19 protein-coding genes and 1 riboswitch are annotated in these 19,662 nt (G+C 73.1%); of the genes, 8 read left to right on the top strand and 11 right to left on the bottom strand.

Features of this window, described 5'->3' with window-relative positions; translation table 11 throughout:
• Positions 1–204 precede the first annotated feature (204 nt).
• Complete coding sequence (locus AB0D99_RS23320) at positions 205–1,680, bottom strand: metallophosphoesterase (protein ID WP_362365348.1); 1,476 nt, start codon at positions 1,678–1,680, stop codon at positions 205–207.
• Positions 1,681–1,692: 12 nt separating this feature from the next.
• Positions 1,693–1,938, bottom strand: a complete 246-nt coding sequence (locus AB0D99_RS23315; protein WP_362365345.1) for a hypothetical protein — start codon at positions 1,936–1,938, stop codon at positions 1,693–1,695.
• A 118-nt stretch (positions 1,939–2,056) separates the two neighbouring features.
• Between AB0D99_RS23315 and AB0D99_RS23310 the strand changes: the two genes are divergently transcribed.
• Positions 2,057–3,331, top strand: coding sequence for a D-alanyl-D-alanine carboxypeptidase (locus AB0D99_RS23310; RefSeq protein WP_362365342.1), 1,275 nt, complete (start codon positions 2,057–2,059; stop codon positions 3,329–3,331).
• Here AB0D99_RS23310 and AB0D99_RS23305 read toward each other — a convergent pair.
• The gene (locus AB0D99_RS23305) at positions 3,246–4,175 is read right to left on the bottom strand and encodes a YihY/virulence factor BrkB family protein (protein ID WP_362365339.1); all 930 of its coding nucleotides are present in this window, start codon (positions 4,173–4,175) and stop codon (positions 3,246–3,248) included. The genes AB0D99_RS23310 and AB0D99_RS23305 overlap by 86 nt on opposite strands.
• A gap of 356 nt (positions 4,176–4,531) precedes the next feature.
• Here AB0D99_RS23305 and AB0D99_RS23300 point away from each other — a divergent pair, with 356 nt between their 5' ends.
• Positions 4,532–5,287: a decaprenylphospho-beta-D-erythro-pentofuranosid-2-ulose 2-reductase gene (locus AB0D99_RS23300; protein WP_362365336.1), complete on the top strand. Its 756-nt coding sequence runs from the start codon at positions 4,532–4,534 to the stop codon at positions 5,285–5,287.
• A gap of 84 nt (positions 5,288–5,371) precedes the next feature.
• Here the strand turns inward: AB0D99_RS23300 and AB0D99_RS23295 are convergent, their stop codons facing one another.
• Together AB0D99_RS23295 and trpS are read right to left on the bottom strand one after the other, a co-directional pair.
• Positions 5,372–5,962, bottom strand: a complete 591-nt coding sequence (locus tag AB0D99_RS23295; RefSeq protein WP_362365333.1) for a 2'-5' RNA ligase family protein — start codon at positions 5,960–5,962, stop codon at positions 5,372–5,374.
• 93 nt (positions 5,963–6,055) lie between these two features.
• On the bottom strand, positions 6,056–7,069 hold the full coding sequence (gene trpS, locus AB0D99_RS23290) for a tryptophan--tRNA ligase (RefSeq protein WP_362365330.1): 1,014 nt from the start codon (positions 7,067–7,069) through the stop codon (positions 6,056–6,058).
• A 212-nt stretch (positions 7,070–7,281) separates the two neighbouring features.
• On the opposite strand from trpS, the gene AB0D99_RS23285 reads away from it, so the two are divergent.
• Both AB0D99_RS23285 and AB0D99_RS23280 read left to right on the top strand, forming a co-directional pair.
• On the top strand, positions 7,282–7,842 hold the full coding sequence (locus AB0D99_RS23285; protein ID WP_362365327.1) for an RNA polymerase sigma factor: 561 nt from the start codon (positions 7,282–7,284) through the stop codon (positions 7,840–7,842).
• Complete coding sequence (locus AB0D99_RS23280; RefSeq protein WP_362365324.1) at positions 7,817–8,602, top strand: hypothetical protein; 786 nt, start codon at positions 7,817–7,819, stop codon at positions 8,600–8,602. Before AB0D99_RS23285 ends, AB0D99_RS23280 begins: the two co-directional genes overlap by 26 nt.
• Before the next feature lie 22 nt (positions 8,603–8,624).
• On the opposite strand, the gene glyA is transcribed toward AB0D99_RS23280, so the two are convergent.
• Positions 8,625–9,893: a serine hydroxymethyltransferase gene (gene glyA, locus AB0D99_RS23275; protein ID WP_362365321.1), complete on the bottom strand. Its 1,269-nt coding sequence runs from the start codon at positions 9,891–9,893 to the stop codon at positions 8,625–8,627.
• An 80-nt stretch (positions 9,894–9,973) separates the two neighbouring features.
• A riboswitch (ZMP/ZTP riboswitch) is annotated at positions 9,974–10,064 on the bottom strand.
• Between the two features lie 107 nt (positions 10,065–10,171).
• Between glyA and rocD the strand changes: the two genes are divergently transcribed.
• Positions 10,172–11,377 carry an ornithine--oxo-acid transaminase gene (gene rocD / locus AB0D99_RS23270; protein ID WP_362365319.1) on the top strand — a complete coding sequence of 402 codons (1,206 nt, stop codon included), beginning with the start codon at positions 10,172–10,174 and terminating at the stop codon, positions 11,375–11,377.
• A gap of 204 nt (positions 11,378–11,581) precedes the next feature.
• Here rocD and AB0D99_RS23265 read toward each other — a convergent pair whose 3' ends face one another.
• A complete protein-coding gene (locus tag AB0D99_RS23265) occupies positions 11,582–12,763 on the bottom strand; it encodes a glutathionylspermidine synthase family protein (protein WP_362365316.1) in 1,182 nt (393 codons plus the stop codon).
• 19 nt (positions 12,764–12,782) lie between these two features.
• The gene (locus tag AB0D99_RS23260) at positions 12,783–13,073 is read right to left on the bottom strand and encodes a hypothetical protein (protein WP_362365313.1); all 291 of its coding nucleotides are present in this window, start codon (positions 13,071–13,073) and stop codon (positions 12,783–12,785) included.
• A gap of 90 nt (positions 13,074–13,163) precedes the next feature.
• On the opposite strand from AB0D99_RS23260, the gene AB0D99_RS23255 reads away from it, so the two are divergent.
• Positions 13,164–14,012 (top strand): hypothetical protein, encoded by an 849-nt coding sequence (locus AB0D99_RS23255; protein ID WP_362365310.1) that lies wholly within the window; start codon positions 13,164–13,166, stop codon positions 14,010–14,012.
• Between the two features lie 267 nt (positions 14,013–14,279).
• Here the strand turns inward: AB0D99_RS23255 and AB0D99_RS23250 are convergent, their stop codons facing one another.
• On the bottom strand, positions 14,280–15,698 hold the full coding sequence (locus AB0D99_RS23250; protein WP_362365307.1) for a PLP-dependent aminotransferase family protein: 1,419 nt from the start codon (positions 15,696–15,698) through the stop codon (positions 14,280–14,282).
• Between the two features lie 47 nt (positions 15,699–15,745).
• Here AB0D99_RS23250 and AB0D99_RS23245 point away from each other — a divergent pair, with 47 nt between their 5' ends.
• The gene (locus AB0D99_RS23245; RefSeq protein WP_362365304.1) at positions 15,746–16,258 is read left to right on the top strand and encodes a carboxymuconolactone decarboxylase family protein; all 513 of its coding nucleotides are present in this window, start codon (positions 15,746–15,748) and stop codon (positions 16,256–16,258) included.
• Positions 16,255–16,998 (top strand): isocitrate lyase/phosphoenolpyruvate mutase family protein, encoded by a 744-nt coding sequence (locus tag AB0D99_RS23240; protein ID WP_362365301.1) that lies wholly within the window; start codon positions 16,255–16,257, stop codon positions 16,996–16,998. Before AB0D99_RS23245 ends, AB0D99_RS23240 begins: the two co-directional genes overlap by 4 nt.
• A 201-nt stretch (positions 16,999–17,199) precedes the next feature.
• On the opposite strand, the gene AB0D99_RS23235 is transcribed toward AB0D99_RS23240, so the two are convergent.
• Both AB0D99_RS23235 and AB0D99_RS23230 read right to left on the bottom strand, forming a co-directional pair.
• The gene (locus AB0D99_RS23235; RefSeq protein WP_362365298.1) at positions 17,200–18,189 is read right to left on the bottom strand and encodes a malate dehydrogenase; all 990 of its coding nucleotides are present in this window, start codon (positions 18,187–18,189) and stop codon (positions 17,200–17,202) included.
• Positions 18,190–18,443: 254 nt separating this feature from the next.
• A complete protein-coding gene (locus AB0D99_RS23230; protein WP_362365295.1) occupies positions 18,444–19,427 on the bottom strand; it encodes a DUF2690 domain-containing protein in 984 nt (327 codons plus the stop codon).
• Positions 19,428–19,662: the final 235 nt, after the last annotated feature.

The following is a 19,662-nucleotide window of genomic DNA, read 5'->3' as shown; positions in this document are numbered from 1 at the left end:
CGGCGTCCGGCGCCCGGCGTCCGGCGTCCGGCGTCCAACGCCCGTTGCCGGCCTCGGCGCCCGGCGTCCGTCGCCCGACGCCCGTCGCCGGCCTCGGCGCCCGGCGTCCGGCCACGCACGTCACCACGCCCGCCGCCCCGGGCCGTCGCCCACGCAGGGTGCGGCACCCGGGCTGGGTGCGGCACCCCGGCGGGGAGTCCGGTGTCACGCCTGCTTGGAGGCCAGCTCCACGAGGGTGATGTCGGAGGGCGCGCCGACCCGCACGGGGGGTCCCCACGCGCCCGCGCCGCGCGAGACGTAGAGCTGGGTGTCGCCGTACCGCTCCAGTCCGGCGACCGTCGGGTTGGCGAGTTCGGCGAGGTAGTTGCCGGGCCAGAGCTGGCCGCCGTGGGTGTGGCCGGAGAGCTGGAGGTCGACGCCGTGGCGGACGGCGTCGTGGATGACGATCGGCTGGTGCGCGAGCAGGACGGCCGCCTTCGCCCGGTCGCGGTCGCCGAGCGCGGCACCGAAGTCCGGGCCCTGGCCCTCGCTCTCGCCCGCGATGTCGTCGACCCCGGCGAGGTCGAAGCCGGCGGCGATCTCCACCCGCTCGTTGCGCAGCGGCCGCAGGCCGAGCTCGCGGACGTGGTCGACCCAGGCGTCGGCACCGGAGAAGTACTCGTGGTTGCCGGTCACGAAGAACGAGCCGTGCCGCGCCCTGAGCTGGGCGAGGGGTTCGGCGGCGGCCCCGAGGTTCTCCACCGTCCCGTCGACGAGGTCGCCGACGACGGCGATCAGGTCGGGCTGGGTGGCGTTGATGGCGTCGACGATGCGCTGACTGTGGGCGCGGCCCAGGATCGGCCCGATGTGGATGTCGGAGACGACGGCGATGCGGTAGCCGTGCGCGGCGCGCGGCACCTTCGCGAGCGGCACCGTGACCCGCTTGACCCGGGGCCCGCGCAGCACCCCGTAGGTCCCGTACCCGACCGTGCCGATCGCGGCGGCGGCCGCGGCTCCGCCGACGACCCGCGAGACGAAGAGCCGGCGCGACACGGCGGTGGCACCGGCGGGACCGCCGGCATCGGCGGGACCGGTGGCGGCGGAGCCGCCCGTCGCACCGTTCCCGCCGTCGGGACCGGTGTCACCGGCGCCGTGGGCCGGCTCGGCCGCGTCCGCCGGTCCGGTCGGCGACGGCTCCGCGTCGACCTCGGTCAGCAGCCCGCCGACCGGAGCGGAGCCGCCGACCGGAGCCGAGGCGCCGCCCCCGGCCGCGGCGACCGGAACGCCGACCGGCGTCCCGGCGCGCGGTCCGCCGTGCCCCGGGTCCGTGGGTTCCGCCACGGATGCCGGACCGTCCCGGCCGTCACCGGCCGCCCTGTCGGCGCGGCCTTCGAGCCATCGTCGCAGGAGCGGGCGGACCGCCTCGCCGATCACGAGGGCGAGCGTCACGTAGAGCAGCAGGGCCAGCCAGAGGAAGCCCGGCCACGCCACGACCTGCTGGAGCCAGAACGGGGCCCCCGCCCGGCCAGCGGTGAGGGCGGCGAGCGACAGGACGGGCAGGACGAAGGCCGCCGCCGTACCCAGGCGCCGTGCCGTGCCCCCGGCGAGCGTCACATCGCGGACCAGCCGCTTCCACACGTACCAGTGGACCCCGCCCAGCAGGGCGAGGACCACGACCAGGACCAGCAGGAAGACGAGCACGCGCCCCAACCCCTATCCGCGTTCGCGACGCAATGCGCGCACGCCACGCAACCCGATCACGCCGACCACCGTCCCCAGGACAAAGGACGTGATGGCGAGCAGCAGATGAACCCAGAAGTAGGCCGTCGGGTCGCCCGCGTCGTCGAAGGCGAGACCGCTCCCGTCGTTCCACAGGTTCTTGACGAAAGTGATCCAGATGAACCAGCTCCACACCCCGAAGGCGAGCAGGAACCAGGAGACGGGACGGCTGAGCTTCATAGCCCCAGTATCACCGCCGGTCGCACGGCCCCCACGGCCGGGGCGTCCGGGTGGACGCCCCGGGGCGAACCGCCCCGCGGCGTTCGGTTCCCCGACGCGTACCTGTACGTTTTCGATCGTGTCTGCATCGAAGAAGACCGCTTGGGCGGTCACCGCTGCCGCGTTGCTCCCCCTTGTCGCCGTCTCCCCGGCGCATGCGGACAACAAGGAGGACCAACAGCCCAAGCCTCCCGCCGCCATGGCCTCCGTCGGCGGCAAGCAGCTCAGCCTGCCCGGGACCCAGGTGAAGCTCGGCGCGGGCGCCCCGGTCCTCCCCAAGGAGCTGACCGGGCGGTCCTGGATCGTCGCGGACGCGGAGACCGGCGACGTGCTCGCCGCGCACAACTCCCACTGGCCGCTCGCCCCCGCCTCCACGCTCAAGATGCTCTTCGCGGACACGGTCCTGCCGAGGTTCCCCAAGACCACGAGCCACACCGTCGACCCCAGGGAACTCCAGGGGATGGGCTCGGGCTCCAGCCTCGTCGGCGTCAAGGAGAAGCAGACCTACACCGTCCACGACCTCTGGCTCGGTGTCTTCCTCCGCTCCGGCAACGACGCCGTGCGGGTGCTCGCCGAGATGAACGGCGGCATCCGGAAGACGGTGCAGGACATGAACGACCACGCCGAGGAGCTCCAGGCCGTCGACACCCACGTCGTGTCGCCCGACGGTTACGACGCCCCCGGCCAGGTCTCCTCCGCGTACGACCTCACCCTCATCGCGCGCAGCGGGATGCAGAAGGAGGACTTCCGGGAGTACGCGGCCACGGCACGTGCCACGTTCCCCGGCGAGCAGAAGCCGGGCAAGAAGCGCGAGACCTTCGAGATCCAGAACACCAACCGGCTGCTGACCGGTGCCCTCGGCGTCGCGCCGTACCAGGGCATGGCGGGCGTGAAGAACGGCAGCACCACGCATGCCGGCTCCACCTTCACCGGCGTCGCGGAGCGCAACGGCAAGGTGCTGCTCGTGACGGTGATGAACCCCTCCTCGAAGGAGCAGTACGCGGTCTACAAGGAGACCGCCCGGCTCCTCGACTGGGGCTTCGCGGCGTCCGGGAAGGTGACGCCCGTCGGCCGGCTGGTGCCGCCGAAGTCCGCCCGGACGAACACGGGAACCGGGAGCGACGGTTCCACGCCCGCCCCGGGCGAGCACGCCCCGGACGCGGGTACCGCCGAGAGCTCGGCGGCCGGATCGAAGTCCGGCGGCGCCGGGATCGCGCTCGGCGTGGCCGGCGGGGTGCTGGTGCTGCTCGCGGGCGCGGTCTTCCTCGTCAACCGTCGCTGGCCGCTGCCGGAGCTGGTCCTCGGTCGTCGTCCGAAGTCTCCTGAGGACGACGGCGGCGAGCCGACTCACTAGCCCCCGTCGCGGTCCAGGCCGCGCAGAAGAGCAGCAGCTTCGCGGTGAAGTTGATCCACAGCAGCAGCGCGACGGGAACACCGAACGCGCCGTACATCGACTTCCCCGCGACCTCCCGCATGTAGCCGCCGATCAGCAGCTTCAGCAGCTCGAAGCCGACCGCCCCGATCACCGCCGCCACCACCAGCCGGCGGCGCGGCGGACGGACGCCGGGAAGCAGCGTCAGCAGGTACAGCAGGACGAGGAAGCCCGCGACGGCGGCGACGGCGACGGAGGCCACCTGGAGCAGGATCCCGGTGGCCCCTTCGCCGGAGATCCCCACCCGGTCGGCGCTCCAGCCGACGGCGGTGGAGCCGAGCCAGGACGCGGCGAGCGAGCAGAGCCCGACCGCGCCGAGCCCGAACAGCACGAGCGCGTCCTTGCCCTTGCGCACGAAGGGGTTGCCCTCGTCCTCGTCGTCGAGCCCCCAGACCACGCGCAGGCACTCCCGCATCGAGCCGACCCAGCCGATGCCGGTGAAGAGCAGCAGCGCGCCGGCGATGAGGCCGATCGTGCCCGCGTTGTCCACGAGCCCGCCGATGTTGAGCTGGTCGGAGATGCCGGGGACCTGGTCGGAGACCTTGTCCTCGATCTTGTCCAGCTGTTCCTGGCTGAGCAGCGCGGCGCCGATCGCCGCCGCGACGGCGATCAGGGGGAACAGCGCGAGGAAGCTGATGAAGGTGATGGCGGCCGCGAGCCGGGTCCAGTGGGCGGCGTCGAGGGTCTCGTACGAGCGCCAGGCGTGCGTCCGCATGAGTCGGGCGACCCAGGGGCCGATGACGGGGAGCTTGGTCAGCCAGTCCATGTCGTGCGCATACCCCTTGATCCACCGATTGACCGGAATGCGGGCGTCCGGGCCTCAGAATCGCAGACCCGCCCACAAGAACCGCGCCCACGACGGCCTCTGACGCCGTGTCGGCCACCGCGAACAATCTCTTCCGACGGTCGGTTGATCACCCATTTCGACGAAATACGCGCAAAGCAGGCATCGATCACATGTAGGGCGATACGGTCGCCTCCACGGCCAAAACGGGGGCGACACCCCGTCGAGCCCCGGCGGCCGGGCCACGCCCTGCGCCCCGCGCGGCCCACGGTCCGTCGTCACCCTCGGACCTCCTCCGTCGTCCCGCCCTCCGATGCTCACCGAGGAGTTTGATCGTCATGAAGGACGCCTTCGGCACCCCGCAGTCCCTGCTCCTCCTCGGCGGAACCTCCGAGATCGGGCTCGCCACCGCCCGCCGGCTGATCGCCCGCCGCACCCGCACGGTCTGGCTCGCCGGGCGCCCCTCCCCCGCCCTGACGGCCGCCGCCGACTCCCTGCGGGTACTGGGGGCGGACGTGCGCACCGTTCCGTTCGACGCCCTCGACCCGGAGTCGCACGCGGAGCGGCTCGGCAAGATCTTCACGGAGGGGGACGTCGACCTGGTGCTGCTCGCCTTCGGGGTCCTCGGCGACCAGGCCCACGACGAGGCCGACCCGCTCGCCGCCGTCCGGGTCGCCCAGACCAACTACACGGGAGCGGTCTCCGCCGCGCTCGTCTGTGCGGCGGCGCTGCAGGCGCAGGGGCACGGCTCGCTGGTGGTGCTCTCGTCCGTGGCCGGGGAACGCGCCCGCCGCGCCGACTTCATCTACGGCTCGTCCAAGGCCGGTCTCGACACGTTCACGCAGGGGCTCGGGGACGCGATGCAGGGGACGGGGGTGCACGTGATGGTCGTACGGCCGGGTTCCGTGCGCTCACGGACGGCGCCCGGCCTCGCGAAGGCCCCGCTGGCGACCACGCCGGAGGCGGTCGCGACGGCGATCGAGCTGGGGCTGCGGCGGCGCTCGGAGACGGTGTGGGTGCCGGGGACGCTGCGGATGGTGATGTCGGCGCTCCGGCACGTCCCGAGGCCGGTCTTCCGGCGCCTGCCGGTGTGAGACGGGCGGCCGGGGGCCGGGGCGGTCGGGGTCAGGAGCGGGCCGGCCGGGCGGTCGGGGTCACCGGCCGCCGGTCGGCGGGGGTCAGCCGGCGGCGGGGGTCGGGCTGTCGACCGGGGTGCCCTGGGCCGGGACGGCGGGCACGGTGTGGCAGCCGCCGAACTCGTACGTGTGGAGCTTCCGCCACACCCCGTCCGAGCCCTGCTCGTACAGCGCGAAGGACGAGCAGGTCCAGGCCGCCTCGAAGTCGGTCAGCTCCTCGTACGCCCGGTCCATCGCCTCCTCGGAGATGCCGTGCGCCACGGTGACGTGCGGGTGGTACGGGAACTGCAGCTCGCGCACCAGCGGCCCGGACTCGTCCCGGACCCGCTCCTGCAGCCACGCGCAGGCGGAGACGCCCTCGGCGAGCATGACGTACACGACCGGTGACAGCGGGCGGAACGTTCCGGTGCCACTCAGCCGGACCGGGAAGGGGCGGACGCCGGCGGCGACCTCGGCGAGGTGCGCCCGGATCGCCGGCAGCCGCTCCTCGTCGACCTCCGTCGGCGGGACGAGGGTGACATGGGTCGGAATGCCGTGCGCGGCGGGATCCCCGAAGCCCGCGCGCCGCTCCTGGAGCAGGCTGCCGTAGGGCTCCGGGACCGCGATCGAAACGCCGAGCGTTACGGTCCCCACGTCGTTCTCCTCCGTCGTCGGTCTTCTCTGTCGGTGGGTGGTGCAGCCGCCAGTGTGCGGCCTGCACCACCCTTGAGGCCAGGGTCCTTGGACTCAGTGCTTGGCGGGCAGGAAGCCCAGCCTCTCGTACGCCTGCGCCAGCGTCTCCGCGGCGACGGCGCGCGCCTTCTCCGCTCCCTTGGCCAGGAGGGAGTCCAGCGTCTCCGGGTCGTCCAGATATTCCTGCGTACGGGTCCGGAACGGCGTGACGAAGTCCACCATGACCTCGGCCAGGTCCGTCTTCAGCGCGCCGTACATCTTGCCCTCGTAGCTCTTCTCCAGCTCGGCGATGCCGGTCCCGGTGAGCGTGGACATGATGGTCAGCAGGTTGGAGACGCCGGCCTTGTTCTCCGGGTCGAAGCGGATGACCGTGTCCGTGTCGGTGACCGCGCTCTTGACCTTCTTCGCCGTCGTCTTCGGCTCGTCGAGCAGGTTGATCAGACCCTTGGGAGTCGACGCCGACTTGCTCATCTTGATCGTCGGGTCCTGCAGGTCGTAGATCTTGGCCGTCTCCTTGAGGATGTACGGCGCCGGGATCGTGAACGTCTGGCCGAAGCGGCCGTTGAACCGCTCCGCGAGGTCGCGGGTCAGCTCGATGTGCTGGCGCTGGTCCTCGCCGACCGGGACCTGGTTGGCCTGGTAGAGGAGGATGTCGGCGACCTGGAGGATCGGGTACGTGAAGAGACCGACGGTGGCCCGGTCGGCGCCCTGCTTCGCGGACTTGTCCTTGAACTGGGTCATGCGGGACGCCTCGCCGAAGCCGGTGAGGCAGTTCATGATCCAGCCGAGCTGTGCGTGCTCCGGGACGTGGCTCTGGACGAAGAGCGTGCAGCGCTCGGGGTCGAGACCGGCGGCCAGCAGCTGGGCGGCGGCGAGCCGCGTGTTGGAACGCAGCTCCGCCGGGTCCTGCGGGACCGTGATCGCGTGCAGGTCGACGACCATGTAGAAGGCGTCGTGCGTCTCCTGCAGGGCGACCCACTGGCGGACGGCGCCGAGGTAGTTGCCGAGGTGGAACGAGCCTGCGGTGGGCTGGATTCCGGAGAGCACACGGGGAACGTCAGAGGCCATGTTCCCCATTCTCTCAGGTGCGGGAGGCGTTCCCGGACTGGGAACCGATCCCGTTCTGCCGGTGTATCAAAGGTGTGAGGACGCTGGAGGGGGGCCGGGTCTTGGAATTCAGCGGGGCGGCGCGCCGGGGGTCCCCCCTGACGGAGTCTGGGGGGACCCCGTTCGACGGTGGCGGTGGACGGCGGGCGGGCGAAGGGGAAGCCGAAGCCGCGGTGATCGCACGCGTGCGCGCCGGGGAGGCGGAGGCGTACGCGACGCTGGTCCGCGCGCACACCGCTGTCGCGCTGCGGGCGGCCGTGGCGTACGGAGCGGGTGCGGAGGCCGAGGACGTGGTGCAGCAGGCGTTCTTCAAGGCGTACCGGTCGCTGGGGCGGTTCAGGGACGGCGCCGCGTTCCGGCCGTGGCTGCTGCGGATCGTGGTCAATGAGACGAGGAACACAGTGCGCTCGGCGGGTCGGCAGCGGGCGGTCGCGGGGCGGGAGGCGGAGCTGCTCTCGGGCGAGCCGCTGATACCGGACGGAGCCGATCCGGCGGTGGCGGCGGAGGAGGGCGAGCGCCGGCGGCGGCTGCTCGCGGCGCTGGACGGGCTCGGCGAGGACCATCGGCAGGTGGTGATCCACCGGTATCTGCTGGAGCTGGACGAGACGGAGACGGCCGAGGCGCTCGGCTGGCCGCGGGGCACGGTGAAGTCCCGGCTGAGCCGGGCGCTGAAGAAGCTCGGACTGGCATTAGAGGGAGGTGACGAGCATGAAGGACGACGGGCTCCCGGATGAGCTGCGCGACCTCGGACGGGCTCTGAGAGTGCCGGACGTGAGCGGGGAGACGATGGCCGAGCGGGTGCTGGCCCAGCTCCTGGCGGAACGGGTGCCGGCGCCGCCGGCCCCCCGGGCCCGGTTGTCGTGGCTGCGGTTCGCGTGGCTGCGTCGGCGGTGGAAGGCCCTTCTCGCGGCCCTCTCCGGGGTCCTGGTGGTGCTCGTGCTCACACCACCGGTCCGGGCGACGGTGGCGGACTGGTTCGGCTTCGGAGGGGTGGAGGTGCGGTACGACCCCGGCGCGCACCCCGGCCGGGACGCGACGGTGCCGGAGTGCGCCGACCCGGTGTCGCTGGAGGACGCCGAACGCGAGGCCGGCTTCACCCCGCTGATACCGAGCGCGCTCGGCGCGCCCGACGCGGTCTCGGTGACCGGCTCGGCGGAGCCGGGGCGGGCGGTGATCAGCCTGTGCTGGCGGAAGGACGGCCGGACGGTCCGGCTCGACGAGTTCCCGGCGCGGCTCCCCGCGGCCTTCGGCAAGCTGGTGCAGACGCGGCCGGAGTGGGTCGATCTGCCGGAGGGCACGGAGGGCTACTGGTTCGCCGAGCCGCATCGGCTGCGCTTCCCGCTGACGGACGCGAGCGGTGAGGAGTGGACCCACGCGATACGCACGGCGGGCCCCACGCTCCTCTGGACGAGGAACGCGGGAGCCCTGACCCTGCGCCTGGAGGGCGAGCCCTCCCTGGAGAAGGCGCGCCGGATAGCCGAGTCGGTCGGCTGAGCCTTCGCGCCGACCGGGGGGATCAGGCCGGGAGGCCCGGGGCCGGGAAGGCCGCCATCAGCTCCGCGACCTCGGCCCGGATCGCGAGGAGCGCGTCCTCGTCGCCCGCGCCCGCCGCCGCGACGCCCCGGTCGATCCATTCGGCGACCTGCGCCATGTGCTCCGTGCCGAGGCCGCGGGAGGTGAGGGAGGGGGTGCCGATGCGGACGCCGGAGGGGTCGAAGGGCTTCCGGGGGTCGTAGGGGACGGTGTTGTAGTTGACGACGATCCCCGCCCGGTCGAGGGCCTTGGCGGCGACCTTGCCGGGGACCTCCTTGGGAGTGAGGTCCATCAGGATCAGGTGGTTGTCGGTGCCGCCGGAGACGAGGTCGAAGCCGCGGGCCAGCAGGGCCTCGGCGAGGGCCTTGGCGTTGGCGACGACCGCGTGGGCGTAGTCGCGGAAGGAGGGCTGGGCCGCCTCGCGCAGGGCGACGGCGATGGCCGCGGTGGTCTGGTTGTGCGGGCCGCCCTGGAGGCCGGGGAAGACGGCCTTGTCGAGGGCCTTGGCGTGCTCCTCGCGGGACATCAGCATGGCGCCCCGCGGGCCGCGCAGGGTCTTGTGGGTGGTGGTCGAGATGACGTCGACGTGCGGGACCGGGGAGGGGTGGGCGCCGCCGGCGATCAGGCCGGCGATGTGGGCGACGTCGGCGACGAGCACGGCACCGGCCTCGCGGGCGATCTCGCCGAAGGCGGCGAAGTCGATGGTGCGAGGCAGTGCGGTGCCCCCGCAGAAGATCACCTTGGGCCGCTCCTTGAGGGCGAGCTCGCGGACCTCGTCGAAGTCGATCAGCCCGGTGTCCTGGCGTACGCCGTACTGCACGCCCCGGAACCACCTGCCGGTCGCGGAGACGCCCCAGCCGTGGGTGAGGTGACCGCCCATGGGCAGTGCCATCCCCATCACGGTGTCGCCGGGCTCGGCGAAGGCGAGGTAGACGGCGAGGTTGGCCGGGGAGCCGGAGTAGGGCTGCACATTGGCGTGGTCGACACCGAAGAGGGCCTTGGCGCGCTCGATCGCGAGGCTCTCGACCTGGTCGATGTTCTGCTGGCCCTCGTAGTACCGGCGGCCGGGGTAACCCTCGCTGTACTTGTTCTGGAGGACGGTGCCGGAGGCTTCGAGGACGGCCCGGGACACGTAGTTCTCGCTGGGGATCAGGCGCAGGGTCTCGGCCTGGAGCAGCTCCTCGGCGACGACGAGCGCGGCGAGTTCGGGGTCGGTGGCGGTGAGGGCGGGGTGCGGGGTGGGGTGGTTCATGGCGTTCCTCCGGGCCTTCGGCGGATCCCGGGGTACGGCTCAGCTCGACTGGGCGGCACCACACGGGATGTTCGGTCTCCCGAAGATGCCCAGGCGGGCGGCATCTCGTGTGGTCTGCCGCGCACGGCTCCCCCGGGGTCGCTTCCCCGTACGCCAGTCGCCGTGCGTGTTTCCAGCGTAGCGGGCGCGCCGTCACCCAGGTTTCTTCGTCCGGCATCCGAGCGACGATAGAAAAAGGGGCCACACCCGCCCCAGGCCGCAGGACGAACGGAGATCCCGTGTCGAGGACGCAAGACGCGATCGCTTCCGCGGAGGCGCACAGCGCTCACAACTACCACCCCCTGCCCATCGTCGTCGCCTCGGCGGACGGGGCATGGATGACCGATGTCGAGGGCCGCCGCTACCTCGACATGCTCGCCGGGTACTCGGCGCTCAACTTCGGGCACGGCAACCGGCGGCTGATCGATGCCGCGCGGGCCCAGCTGGAGCGGGTGACGCTCACGTCGAGAGCCTTCCACCACGACCGCTTCGCGGAGTTCTGTACGCGGCTGGCCGAGCTGTGCGGCAAGGAGATGGTCCTGCCGATGAACACCGGCGCGGAGGCCATCGAGACGGCGGTGAAGACCGCGCGGAAGTGGGGTTACGAGGTCAAGGGCGTGCCGGACGGGCACGCGAAGATCGTGGTCGCGGCGAACAACTTCCACGGCCGGACGACGACGATCGTCAGTTTCTCCACGGACCACGAGGCCCGCGACCACTACGGCCCGTACACGCCGGGGTTCGAGATCGTTCCGTACGGGGATCTGACGGCGATGGAGCGCGCGGTCACCGCGCACACCGTGGCGGTGCTCCTGGAACCGATCCAGGGCGAGGCGGGGGTCCTGGTGCCGCCCGCCGGGTATCTGCGCGGGGTACGGGAGTTGACCCGCGAGCGGAACGTGCTCTTCATCGCCGACGAGATCCAGTCGGGCCTCGGCCGGACCGGGCGGACCTTCGCCTGCGAGCACGAGGGCGTGGTGCCCGACGTGTACGTCCTGGGCAAGGCGCTGGGCGGCGGTGTGGTCCCGGTCTCGGCGGTGGTCGCGGACCGGGATGTGCTCGGGGTGTTCCGGCCGGGTGAGCACGGGTCGACGTTCGGCGGGAACCCGTTGGCGTGCGCCGTGGCGCTGGAGGTGATCGCGATGCTGCGGAGCGGGGAGTACCAGCAGCGGGCGGCGGAGCTGGGCGAGCATCTCCACTCCGAGTTGGGGCTGCTCGTGGGCGGAGGCGCCGTGGAGGCGGTGCGCGGGCGCGGGCTGTGGGCCGGTGTGGACATCGCCCCGTCCCGGGGCACGGGCCGGGAGATCTCCGAGAAATTGATGGAGCGCGGCGTCCTGGTGAAGGACACGCACGGTTCGACGATCCGGATCGCGCCGCCGCTGGTCATCAGCAAGGAGGATCTGGACTGGGGTCTGGAGCAGCTGCGGGCGGTGCTCTCGGACTGACACCGACGCCCGCTCCCCGAGGGACGGGTGTCCGTCCCGAGGTCGCTCCGGGGACGGGCGCGCGGGCGCCGGTCCCTGGCGGGCGGGCGTCCGTCCCCGCCGGCGGCGCCAGTTCCGGCGGGCGCGGGCGTCCGTCCCGAGGTCGCTCCGGGGGCGGCCGACCCCCGGCCCCGGCGGGGCCGGGGGCTCGGGTCGGCGGTGGGGTCAGAGGATGACGTGCGGCAGGAAGCGGGCGTACTCGTCCGTGATCAGGCCCGCCGACTCACGGATTCCGAGCCCCGCCGCCTCGTCCTCCACGACCCAGGCGCCGAGCACCACGCGGTTCCCGTCGAAGTCGGGCAGCGGGGCCAACTCCTGGTAGCAGCAGGGCTCCTCACGCTCCACGGCCGGGGAGCCCGACTCGTGGACGGTGACGCCGGCGCCCTCGCGACCGAGCAGCGGCTTGGCGACGTAGCCGCCGGTCGCGGCCAGTTCGCGGGGGCCGTCGAGGTAGGCGGGCAGCAGGTTGGGGTGGCCCGGATAGAGCTCCCAGAGGATCGCGAGCAGCGCCTTGTTGGAGAGCAGCATCTTCCAGGCGGGCTCGATCCAGCAGGTCGTGCCCGTACCGCCGCCGTTGTCGAGGGTGTCCAGGACGTGGGGGCCGAAGCGGTCGGTGGTGAGCCACTCCCACGGGTAGAGCTTGAAGCAGCTGCGGATGAACCGGAGCCGGTCGTCGACGAACCGCCCCGACAGCCGGTCCCAACCGATCCGTTCGACCGAGAGCGCCTCCGTGTCGAGCCCGGCCTGCTGGGCCGTCTCGCGCAGATAGGCGACGGTCATCAGGTCCTCGCCGAGTTCGTCCCCGTCGGAGTGGACGAAGTGCAGGGGGCCGGGGGGCAGCAGCCTCGCCTGGCGCTTCCAGGCGTCGACGAGCCGCTCGTGGAGCGAGTTCCACTGGTCGGCGCCGGGGAAGCGCTCCTCCATCCAGAACCACTGCGGGCTCGCGGCCTCGACCAGCGAGGTCGGGGTGTCGGCGTTGTACTCCAGCATCTTGGCCGGGCCCGTGCCGTCGTAGCGGAGGTCGAACCGTCCGTAGAGGGAGGGCAGTTCGGCCCGGCGACGCCAGGACTCGGCGACGAGGGAGACGAGCCGGGGGTCGGTGAGCCCCAGATCGGCGAAGCGATCCTTCTCGACGATGTGCGCCGCCGCCGCCAGACACATGGCGTGCAGCTCCTCGACGACCTCCTCAAGGGCCTCGACCTCGGGAAGGGTGAAGGAGTAATACGCGCTCTCGTCCCAGTACGGGCGCAGGGAGTCGTCGGGGTAGCGGGTCAGGGGGTAGATGAGCCCCTGCTCCTCCACCGTCTGCTGCCACCCCGGCCGGGGTTCGATCGTGTGCCGCCGCATGTCGTACGGTCCGTCCCGCTCAGCCGCCGCCGGAACCGGAACAGCCGAAGCCGCCGGTGTCGACGGCCGTCTTGTCGAAGCTGCCGCCGCTGACCCTGTTGTCGCTCACGCTGCCGCCGTAGTAGTACGAACCGCGCGTGGAGCTGCTGCTGCCGCTGCCACTGCCGCTCTCGCACTCGTAGCTCGGCAGCTTCTCGCGCGTCAGCGGGTCGACACACCGCCGGTCCGGCTCGGAGCCGCAGGACGTGATCGTCGCCGCGAGCACCCCCATACCCCCGAGCACGACCGTGCTCGACCTCAGCCTGCGCATGTCAGTCCTTCCGATCGCGTGGTCAGCGACCGCACAGTTTAGGCCGCTGTCCGAACGCCCTCGCACTAGAGTCCCTTTGTGCTCTTCGGGATGATTTGTGCGCTCGGATCCTCGCTCTGCTTCGGCATGGCATCGGTGCTGCAGGCGCTCGGCGCGCGCGAGGCGGCGCCCGGGACAGGCGCCGGAGTCGACGTGGCGCTGCAACTGCGGGCGATGCGGCAATGGCGGTATCTGGCCGGCCTCGCCCTGGACGGGATCGGGTTCGGGCTGCAGATCGTCGCGCTGCTGACCCTGCCGATCTACATGGTGGGCGCCGCGCTCGCGGCGAGTCTGGCGGTCACGGCGGTGGCCGCGTCATGGCTGCTCAAGGTCCGGCTGCACCGGATGGAGTGGGCGGCGGTGGGCGTGGTGTGCGCCGGTCTGGCGATGCTCGCCCTCTCCGCGGGCGACGAGGGCGAGCAGAGCTCGTCGGAGGCGCTGCGGTGGGCGATGCTCGCGGCGGCGTTCGCGGTGCTGGGACTGGGCACGGCCGCCGGACGGCTGCCCGGCCGGCCGCGGGCGCTGGCGCTCGGACTCCTCGCGGGCTTCGGGTTCGGGGTGGTGGAGGTGGCGGTCCGGCTGATCGACGGCTGGGACCTCGCGAACCCCGCGGTGTACGCGCTGCTGCTGGGCGGCGGGACGGCGTACGTGATGCTGACCTCGGCGCTCCAGCGGGGTTCGGTGACGACGGCGACGGCCGGCGCGGTCCTGGGCGAGACGATCGGCCCGGCGCTGGTGGGGGTGATCTGGCTGGGCGACCAGACGCGGGCGGGCCTGGGCTGGCTGGCGATCCTGGGCTTCTTGGTCGCGCTGGCCGGGGCGCTGGTCCTGGCGCGCTTCGGCGAGCCCCCGACACCCCTGCCCGAACCGGACCTGTCGACGACGCCCCCGGCGCGGTAGCCGTCCCGGCCCGGCGCGGGGAATCGCCCGGCCCGGCATGCGGAAACGCCCGGCTCGCGCCCCACCCGCCGCGGGGGCGCCCACGAGCCCAGGGCCGCCCCGGCGCGGGGAATCGCCCGGCCCGGCACCCCACCCGCCGCGGGGCAACGCCCGGCTCGCGCGGCGCCCCACCCGCCGCGGGAACGCCCACGAGGGCCGGAGCCCCGGACAGTCCGACGTGAGCCCCGCACACGACCGGGGGACCGCCTCAGCGACCGGAGCACCGCCTCAGGGCAGGACGCGGCACAGGGCCGCCAGGGCGCCCGCCCAGCCGCTGTCCGGGGGCGTGCCGTAGCCCACGACCAGACCGTCCTGGGTCGTCGGGACGTCCGGGTGGCGGAAGCGGTTGAGGCCGAAGAGGGCCAGGCCCTGCCACGCGGCGGAGCGCAGGACCGCGGGCTCCAGGCCCGGCGGGAGTTCAAGGACCGCGTGGAGACCGGCGGCGATGCCGCTCACCCGGGTCTCCGGGGAGCACGCGGCCACCGCCTCCACCAGTTCGTCGCGCCTGCGCCGGTAGCGCAGCCGCATCGCCCGGACGTGCCGGTCGTACGCGCCCGACGCGAGGAACTCCGCGAAGGTCAGCTGTTCCAGCGAGCTGGACACCCAGTCCACCCGCCCCTTGGCCGCCACCACCTCGTCCACCAGGCGCTCCGGCACCACCAGCCACGCCAGTCGCAGCCCGGGCGCCAGGGACTTGCTGGAGGTGCCCATGTAGACGACCCGCTCGGGGTCGAGGCCCTGGAGCGCGCCCACCGGCTGGCGGTCGTAGCGGAACTCGCCGTCGTAGTCGTCCTCCAGGACGATCCCGCCCGAGGCGCGCGCCCAGTCGATCGCCGCCGCCCGCCGGTCGGGGTGGAGCGCGCCACCGAGCGGGAACTGGTGGGCGGCCGTCATCAGCGCCGCACCCACCCCCCTCATCTCGGCCAACCCCTCGGTCCTGGTGCCGAGTTCGTCGTACGGCAGGGCGGGCAGCCGAAGCCCCGCACTGCGCAACAGCTCCCAGTGCGCGTCGAGCCCGTACGACTCGACCGCCACCTCCCGGACGCGGCGGGCCCGCAGCACCTGACCCATCAGCATCAGCCCGTGCACGAAGCCGGCACAGATCACGATCCGGTCCGGCCGCGCGTACACGCCCCGCGCCCGGGCGAGGTACTCGGCGAGCACGGTGCGCAGTTCGATCCGGCCGCGCGGATCGCCGTAGCCGAACGCCTCGTGCGGCGCGGCCGTGAGCGCGCGCCGGGACGCCTTGAGCCACTCGGCGCGCGGGAAGGACGCGAGGTCGGGCGTGCCCGGCTTCAGGTCGTACGTCGGCCGGGCCGCGGTCGGCCGGGGTGCCGTCACCGGGGGCCGCGCGCCCGCGCCGGCCGCCGGCCGGCGCGGCACGGCCCGCTGGGCGACCCGTGTCCCGGAGCCCTGCCGGGCGGTCAGCCATCCCTCCGCGACCAGCTCGGCGTACGCATCGGCGACGGTGTTGCGGGCCACCCCGAGGTCCGCGGCGAGCGAGCGGGAGGACGGCAGCCGCGCGCCCGCCGCCAGGCGCCCGCTGCGCACCGCCTCCCGCAGGGCGTCCATCAGCCCCGTCCGCAGACCCGTGCCCCGCAGCTCCAGATGGAGGTCGGCCCCGAAAGTGGCCCACTCGTTCGCCATGGGATTGGACCATACTCCTGCGCCATCCCGGCCGTACGGTGAAGACCATGACGACCACGACGCACGACACCTCGAAGACCGAGTACGCCCATGAGCACGCTCCCCGCCTCAACCTCGCCGAGCAGGTCCCGGACTTCTACCGGGCGATGATCCGGCTGGAGCAGGCGGCCGCGAAGGACGTCGACCCGACCCTGTACCACCTGATCAAGATCCGGGCCTCGCAGATCAACCGGTGCGCGTTCTGCATCGACATGCACACGAAGGACGCGCTGGCGGAGGGCGAGTCGGTCGAGCGGATCGTTCAGCTGTCGGCGTGGGAGGAGTCGCGGCACTTCTACACCGAGCGCGAGCTGGCCGCGTTCGCGCTGACGGAGGCCGTCACCGTCCTCACCGACGGCTTCGTCCCCGACGACGTCTACGCGAAGGCCGCGGCCCACTTCGACCCGCAGGAGCTCGCCCGCGTCATCGCCGCCATCACGGTCATCAACGCCTGGAACCGCATCGGCGTCACCACCCGCCTGACCCCGGGCCACTACACCCCCGGGCAGTACGCGAATTGACCCCCGCGACCCCCTCCGACGCGCTGCGTGCCCTGCACTCCGGGCGGGCGGCGGACGATCCGCTGGTCGTGCCGGGCCCGTGGGACGCGGCCAGCGCGCGGGTCTTCGAGCGCGCCGGTTTCCCGACGCTGGCCACGCCGAGCGCGGGGATCGCCGCCTCCCTCGGGTACGAGGACGGCGAGACCCCGCCCGAGGAGATGTTCGCCGCCGTGGCGAGGGTCGTACGGGCCGTCTCCGTACCGGTCACGGCCGATCTGGAGGACGGCTACGGCCTGCCCCCGAAGGAGCTGGTGGCCCGGGTCCTGGAGACCGGGGCGGCCGGGATGAACCTGGAGGACAGCGGTCGCTCCGGCGGGCTCAAGGACCCCCGGGAGCACGCCGCCTGGCTCGCGGAGGTCCGGGCGGCGGCCGGGCCGGGGCTCTTCCTGAACGCGCGCGTGGACACCTATGTGCGCGGGGTGGACGACGCCGAGGCCGCGATCGAGCGGGCGAGGCTGTACGCGGCGGCCGGCGCGGACTGCGTCTACCCGATCAAAGCGCCGACGGCCCATCTCCCGCTGCTGCGCGCCGAGCTCGACGCACCGCTGAACGTGCTCTCCCTGCCGGACGGGCCGTCGCCCGCCGAACTCGGACGGCTGGGCGCGGCCCGGATCACCTTCGGCCACGGGCTGCTGCTGCGCACCCTGCGGGGCGTCGCGGAACTGGCGGAAGGACTGGGCGGGTTCCGACTCCCGGGCTGAGGCGACCCGGCGGCCCCCGCACCCCGGCGCGGGCGACCGGCCCCCGCGCCCCGGCTCATGCGACCCGGCTCGGGCGACCCGGCTCCCCCCACCCGGCTCATGCGACGCCAGAGGCACCCCGGCCCAGGCGGCCGGGAGCGGACACGACTCCGCCCCCGGTCGCGGACGACCGGGGGCGGAGAGGGCCTTGGGGGCTCGGGATCAGATGAGGCCGAGCTCGCGGACCGCGTCGCGCTCCTCGGCCAGCTCCTTGACCGAGGCGTCGATGCGGGCGCGGGAGAAGTCGTTGACGTCGAGGCCCTGGACGATCTCGTACGTGCCGTCCGTGCAGGTGACGGGGAACGAGGAGATCAGGCCCTCCGGGACGCCGTAGGAGCCGTCCGACGGGATGCCCATGGAGGTCCAGTCGCCCGCGGCGGTGCCGTTGACCCAGGTGTGGACGTGGTCGATCGCGGCGTTGGCGGCCGAGGCGGCCGAGGACGCGCCACGGGCCTCGATGATCGCCGCGCCGCGCTTGGCGACGGTCGGGATGAAGGTGTCGGCCAGCCACGCCTCGTCGTCGACGACCTCGGCGGCGTTCTTGCCGGCGATCTCCGCGTGGAAGATGTCCGGGTACTGCGTCGCGGAGTGGTTGCCCCAGATGGTGAGGCGCTTGATGTCCTCGACGGACGCACCGGTCTTGGCCGCCAGCTGCGAGAGCGCGCGGTTGTGGTCCAGGCGGGTCATCGCGGTGAAGCGCTCGGCCGGGACGTCCGGGGCGGCGGCCTGGGCGATCAGGGCGTTGGTGTTGGCCGGGTTGCCGACGACGAGGACCTTGATGTCGTCCGCGGCGTGGTCGTTGATGGCCTTGCCCTGCGGCTTGAAGATGCCGCCGTTGGCGGCGAGCAGGTCGCCGCGCTCCATGCCCTTGGTGCGCGGGCGGGCGCCGACGAGCAGGGCCACGTTCGCGCCCTCGAAGCCCTGGTTCGGATCGTCGAAGATGTCGATGCCCTTGAGCAGCGGGAAGGCGCAGTCGTCGAGCTCCATGGCGGTGCCCTCGGCGGCCTTGACGCCCTGCGGGATCTCGAGGAGGCGCAGCTTGACCGGCACGTCCGCGCCGAGCAGGTGGCCGGAGGCGATGCGGAAGAGCAGCGCGTAGCCGATCTGGCCGGCCGCGCCGGTGACGGTGACATTCACGGGAGTGCGGGTCATGGCGATCTCCGTAAGACAGCTGGCGGTGGGGGTCCCTGCCCCTGATGCAGGACATCTCCTCTTGATCGACGATCGATCGGTCCGCCCGATGTCTCGACGTGAAGAGATATCCAGCGGTCAGGCTATCCGACCCGGGACCCCCTCAACCCCCACCCCCTTGTGGTCCGGCTCACTGCCACCCGACTGCTTCCGCGCCCGGCAGCGGCGCGACGACCGCCCGCCCGCCGTCCTCGCCGCGCCGGGCCGCGGTGCCCTCATCCCTCGCCGGTGCACCCCCGCGTCCCGCTGCGGAGCGTCGCGCAGGCCGTCGCGTCCGCGCCCTCGGCCACGGCGACCATCGGTGTGTACGCGTCGGCGTCGGCGTCCACGGTCGCGTTCTGGCTGGTACCGGCGGCGGTGACGCGGACGGTGTCGCCGGGGGCCGCCCCGGTGATCCGCGCCCAGGCGGCGCGGCAGGTCCGGCTGTACCGCACCTCGACCTGGCCGGTGGTGCCGACGCGGGCGCGGGAGACGGTGGTGGCGAAGGCGCCTCCGCAGCCCATCGCCTCCGGGTCCTGGCCCGCGCAGCCGGCGCCGGCGCATTTCACCCCTGCGGGGAGGGTGGTGCTCGGCGGGGCGCTCGGAGTCGCGGTCGCCGGCCCGACCGCCTTCCTCCCGTCGTCGCCGGCGAAGCGGTCCCCGAGGTCGGTGAGGAGCACGGCGCCGACGGCGAAGAGCAGGGCGCCGAGGAGACCGGTCAGGATCAGTGCGGCGCGACGCCGACGGGAGGGGCCGGTGGACGGCCGGGGTGGCGGCGGGGCCGGTGGCGCGGGTCCGGCGGGGGCGGTGGCGTGCCGGACGGGCGCCGGGCCGTCCCCGCTCCCTCCCCGGGTCTCGGTCGAGGCGTTGGTCCCTGCGCCGGGATCCCCGAGGGCGGCGCGCGCCTGGGAGATCCGCAGGGCTTCCATGGTGAGGTCGCGGCGCAGTTCGGAGCGGCTCCAGGCGCGTTCGGCGAGCTCCCACATCGTCGTGAGGTGGCCGGTGTCGGTGCCGGTCACCTCGGCGAGCGCGACGACGGCGCCGCGGGGCGCGAGGAGTCGACCGTTGAGATAGCGCTCCCATGAGGTCTTGCTGTAGCCGGTGCGGTCCGCGACGGCGGCGAGGCTCAGTCCGCTGCGGTCGATCAGCCGACGTAACTGGCTCGCGAACTCCGTTATTCGCGGGTCGAGTTCGTCCGGCAGGGCTTTCCAACGAGGCATGCGCGTTCCCCCCTTGTCCCCCTGTTTCCCCCCAGAAGGATGCTCCGGGCCAGGATGGCAGTTCCCGGGGCAGGAGCGCACGGGTCCGTACGAATCGGACGCGCACCCGGGACGTGGCGGAATGGTCACTTCCGTGCCACAAGGCGCTGACGGACCTTGAACCACATTGGCACGTACATGACCCTCGAATGGAGGCGGGGGCCGGGCGGCCCCGGGGGGGGGGGGGGGGGGCGCC

The organism is Streptomyces sp. NPDC047971, from assembly GCF_040653355.1.
GTDB lineage: Bacteria > Actinomycetota > Actinomycetes > Streptomycetales > Streptomycetaceae > Streptomyces.
Note: the sequence above shows the minus strand (reverse complement) of the source record. Positions and strands in the feature narration are given on the sequence as shown.

Excerpts from the sequence above, each read along its gene's own strand:
- AB0D99_RS23260 (WP_362365313.1), bottom strand. The coding sequence starts at position 13,073 with ATGCGCAGGCTGAGGTCGAGCACGGTCGTGCTCGGGGGTATGGGGGTG.
- AB0D99_RS23265 (WP_362365316.1), bottom strand. The coding sequence starts at position 12,763 with ATGCGGCGGCACACGATCGAACCCCGGCCGGGGTGGCAGCAGACGGTG.
- AB0D99_RS23230 (WP_362365295.1), bottom strand. The coding sequence starts at position 19,427 with ATGCCTCGTTGGAAAGCCCTGCCGGACGAACTCGACCCGCGAATAACG.
- AB0D99_RS23300 (WP_362365336.1), top strand. The coding sequence starts at position 4,532 with ATGAAGGACGCCTTCGGCACCCCGCAGTCCCTGCTCCTCCTCGGCGGA.
- AB0D99_RS23280 (WP_362365324.1), top strand. The coding sequence starts at position 7,817 with ATGAAGGACGACGGGCTCCCGGATGAGCTGCGCGACCTCGGACGGGCT.
- AB0D99_RS23245 (WP_362365304.1), top strand. The coding sequence starts at position 15,746 with ATGACGACCACGACGCACGACACCTCGAAGACCGAGTACGCCCATGAG.
- AB0D99_RS23255 (WP_362365310.1), top strand. The coding sequence starts at position 13,164 with ATGATTTGTGCGCTCGGATCCTCGCTCTGCTTCGGCATGGCATCGGTG.
- glyA (WP_362365321.1), bottom strand. The coding sequence starts at position 9,893 with ATGAACCACCCCACCCCGCACCCCGCCCTCACCGCCACCGACCCCGAA.
- AB0D99_RS23235 (WP_362365298.1), bottom strand. The coding sequence starts at position 18,189 with ATGACCCGCACTCCCGTGAATGTCACCGTCACCGGCGCGGCCGGCCAG.
- AB0D99_RS23250 (WP_362365307.1), bottom strand. The coding sequence starts at position 15,698 with ATGGCGAACGAGTGGGCCACTTTCGGGGCCGACCTCCATCTGGAGCTG.
- trpS (WP_362365330.1), bottom strand. The coding sequence starts at position 7,069 with ATGGCCTCTGACGTTCCCCGTGTGCTCTCCGGAATCCAGCCCACCGCA.
- AB0D99_RS23315 (WP_362365345.1), bottom strand. The coding sequence starts at position 1,938 with ATGAAGCTCAGCCGTCCCGTCTCCTGGTTCCTGCTCGCCTTCGGGGTG.
- AB0D99_RS23305 (WP_362365339.1), bottom strand. The coding sequence starts at position 4,175 with ATGGACTGGCTGACCAAGCTCCCCGTCATCGGCCCCTGGGTCGCCCGA.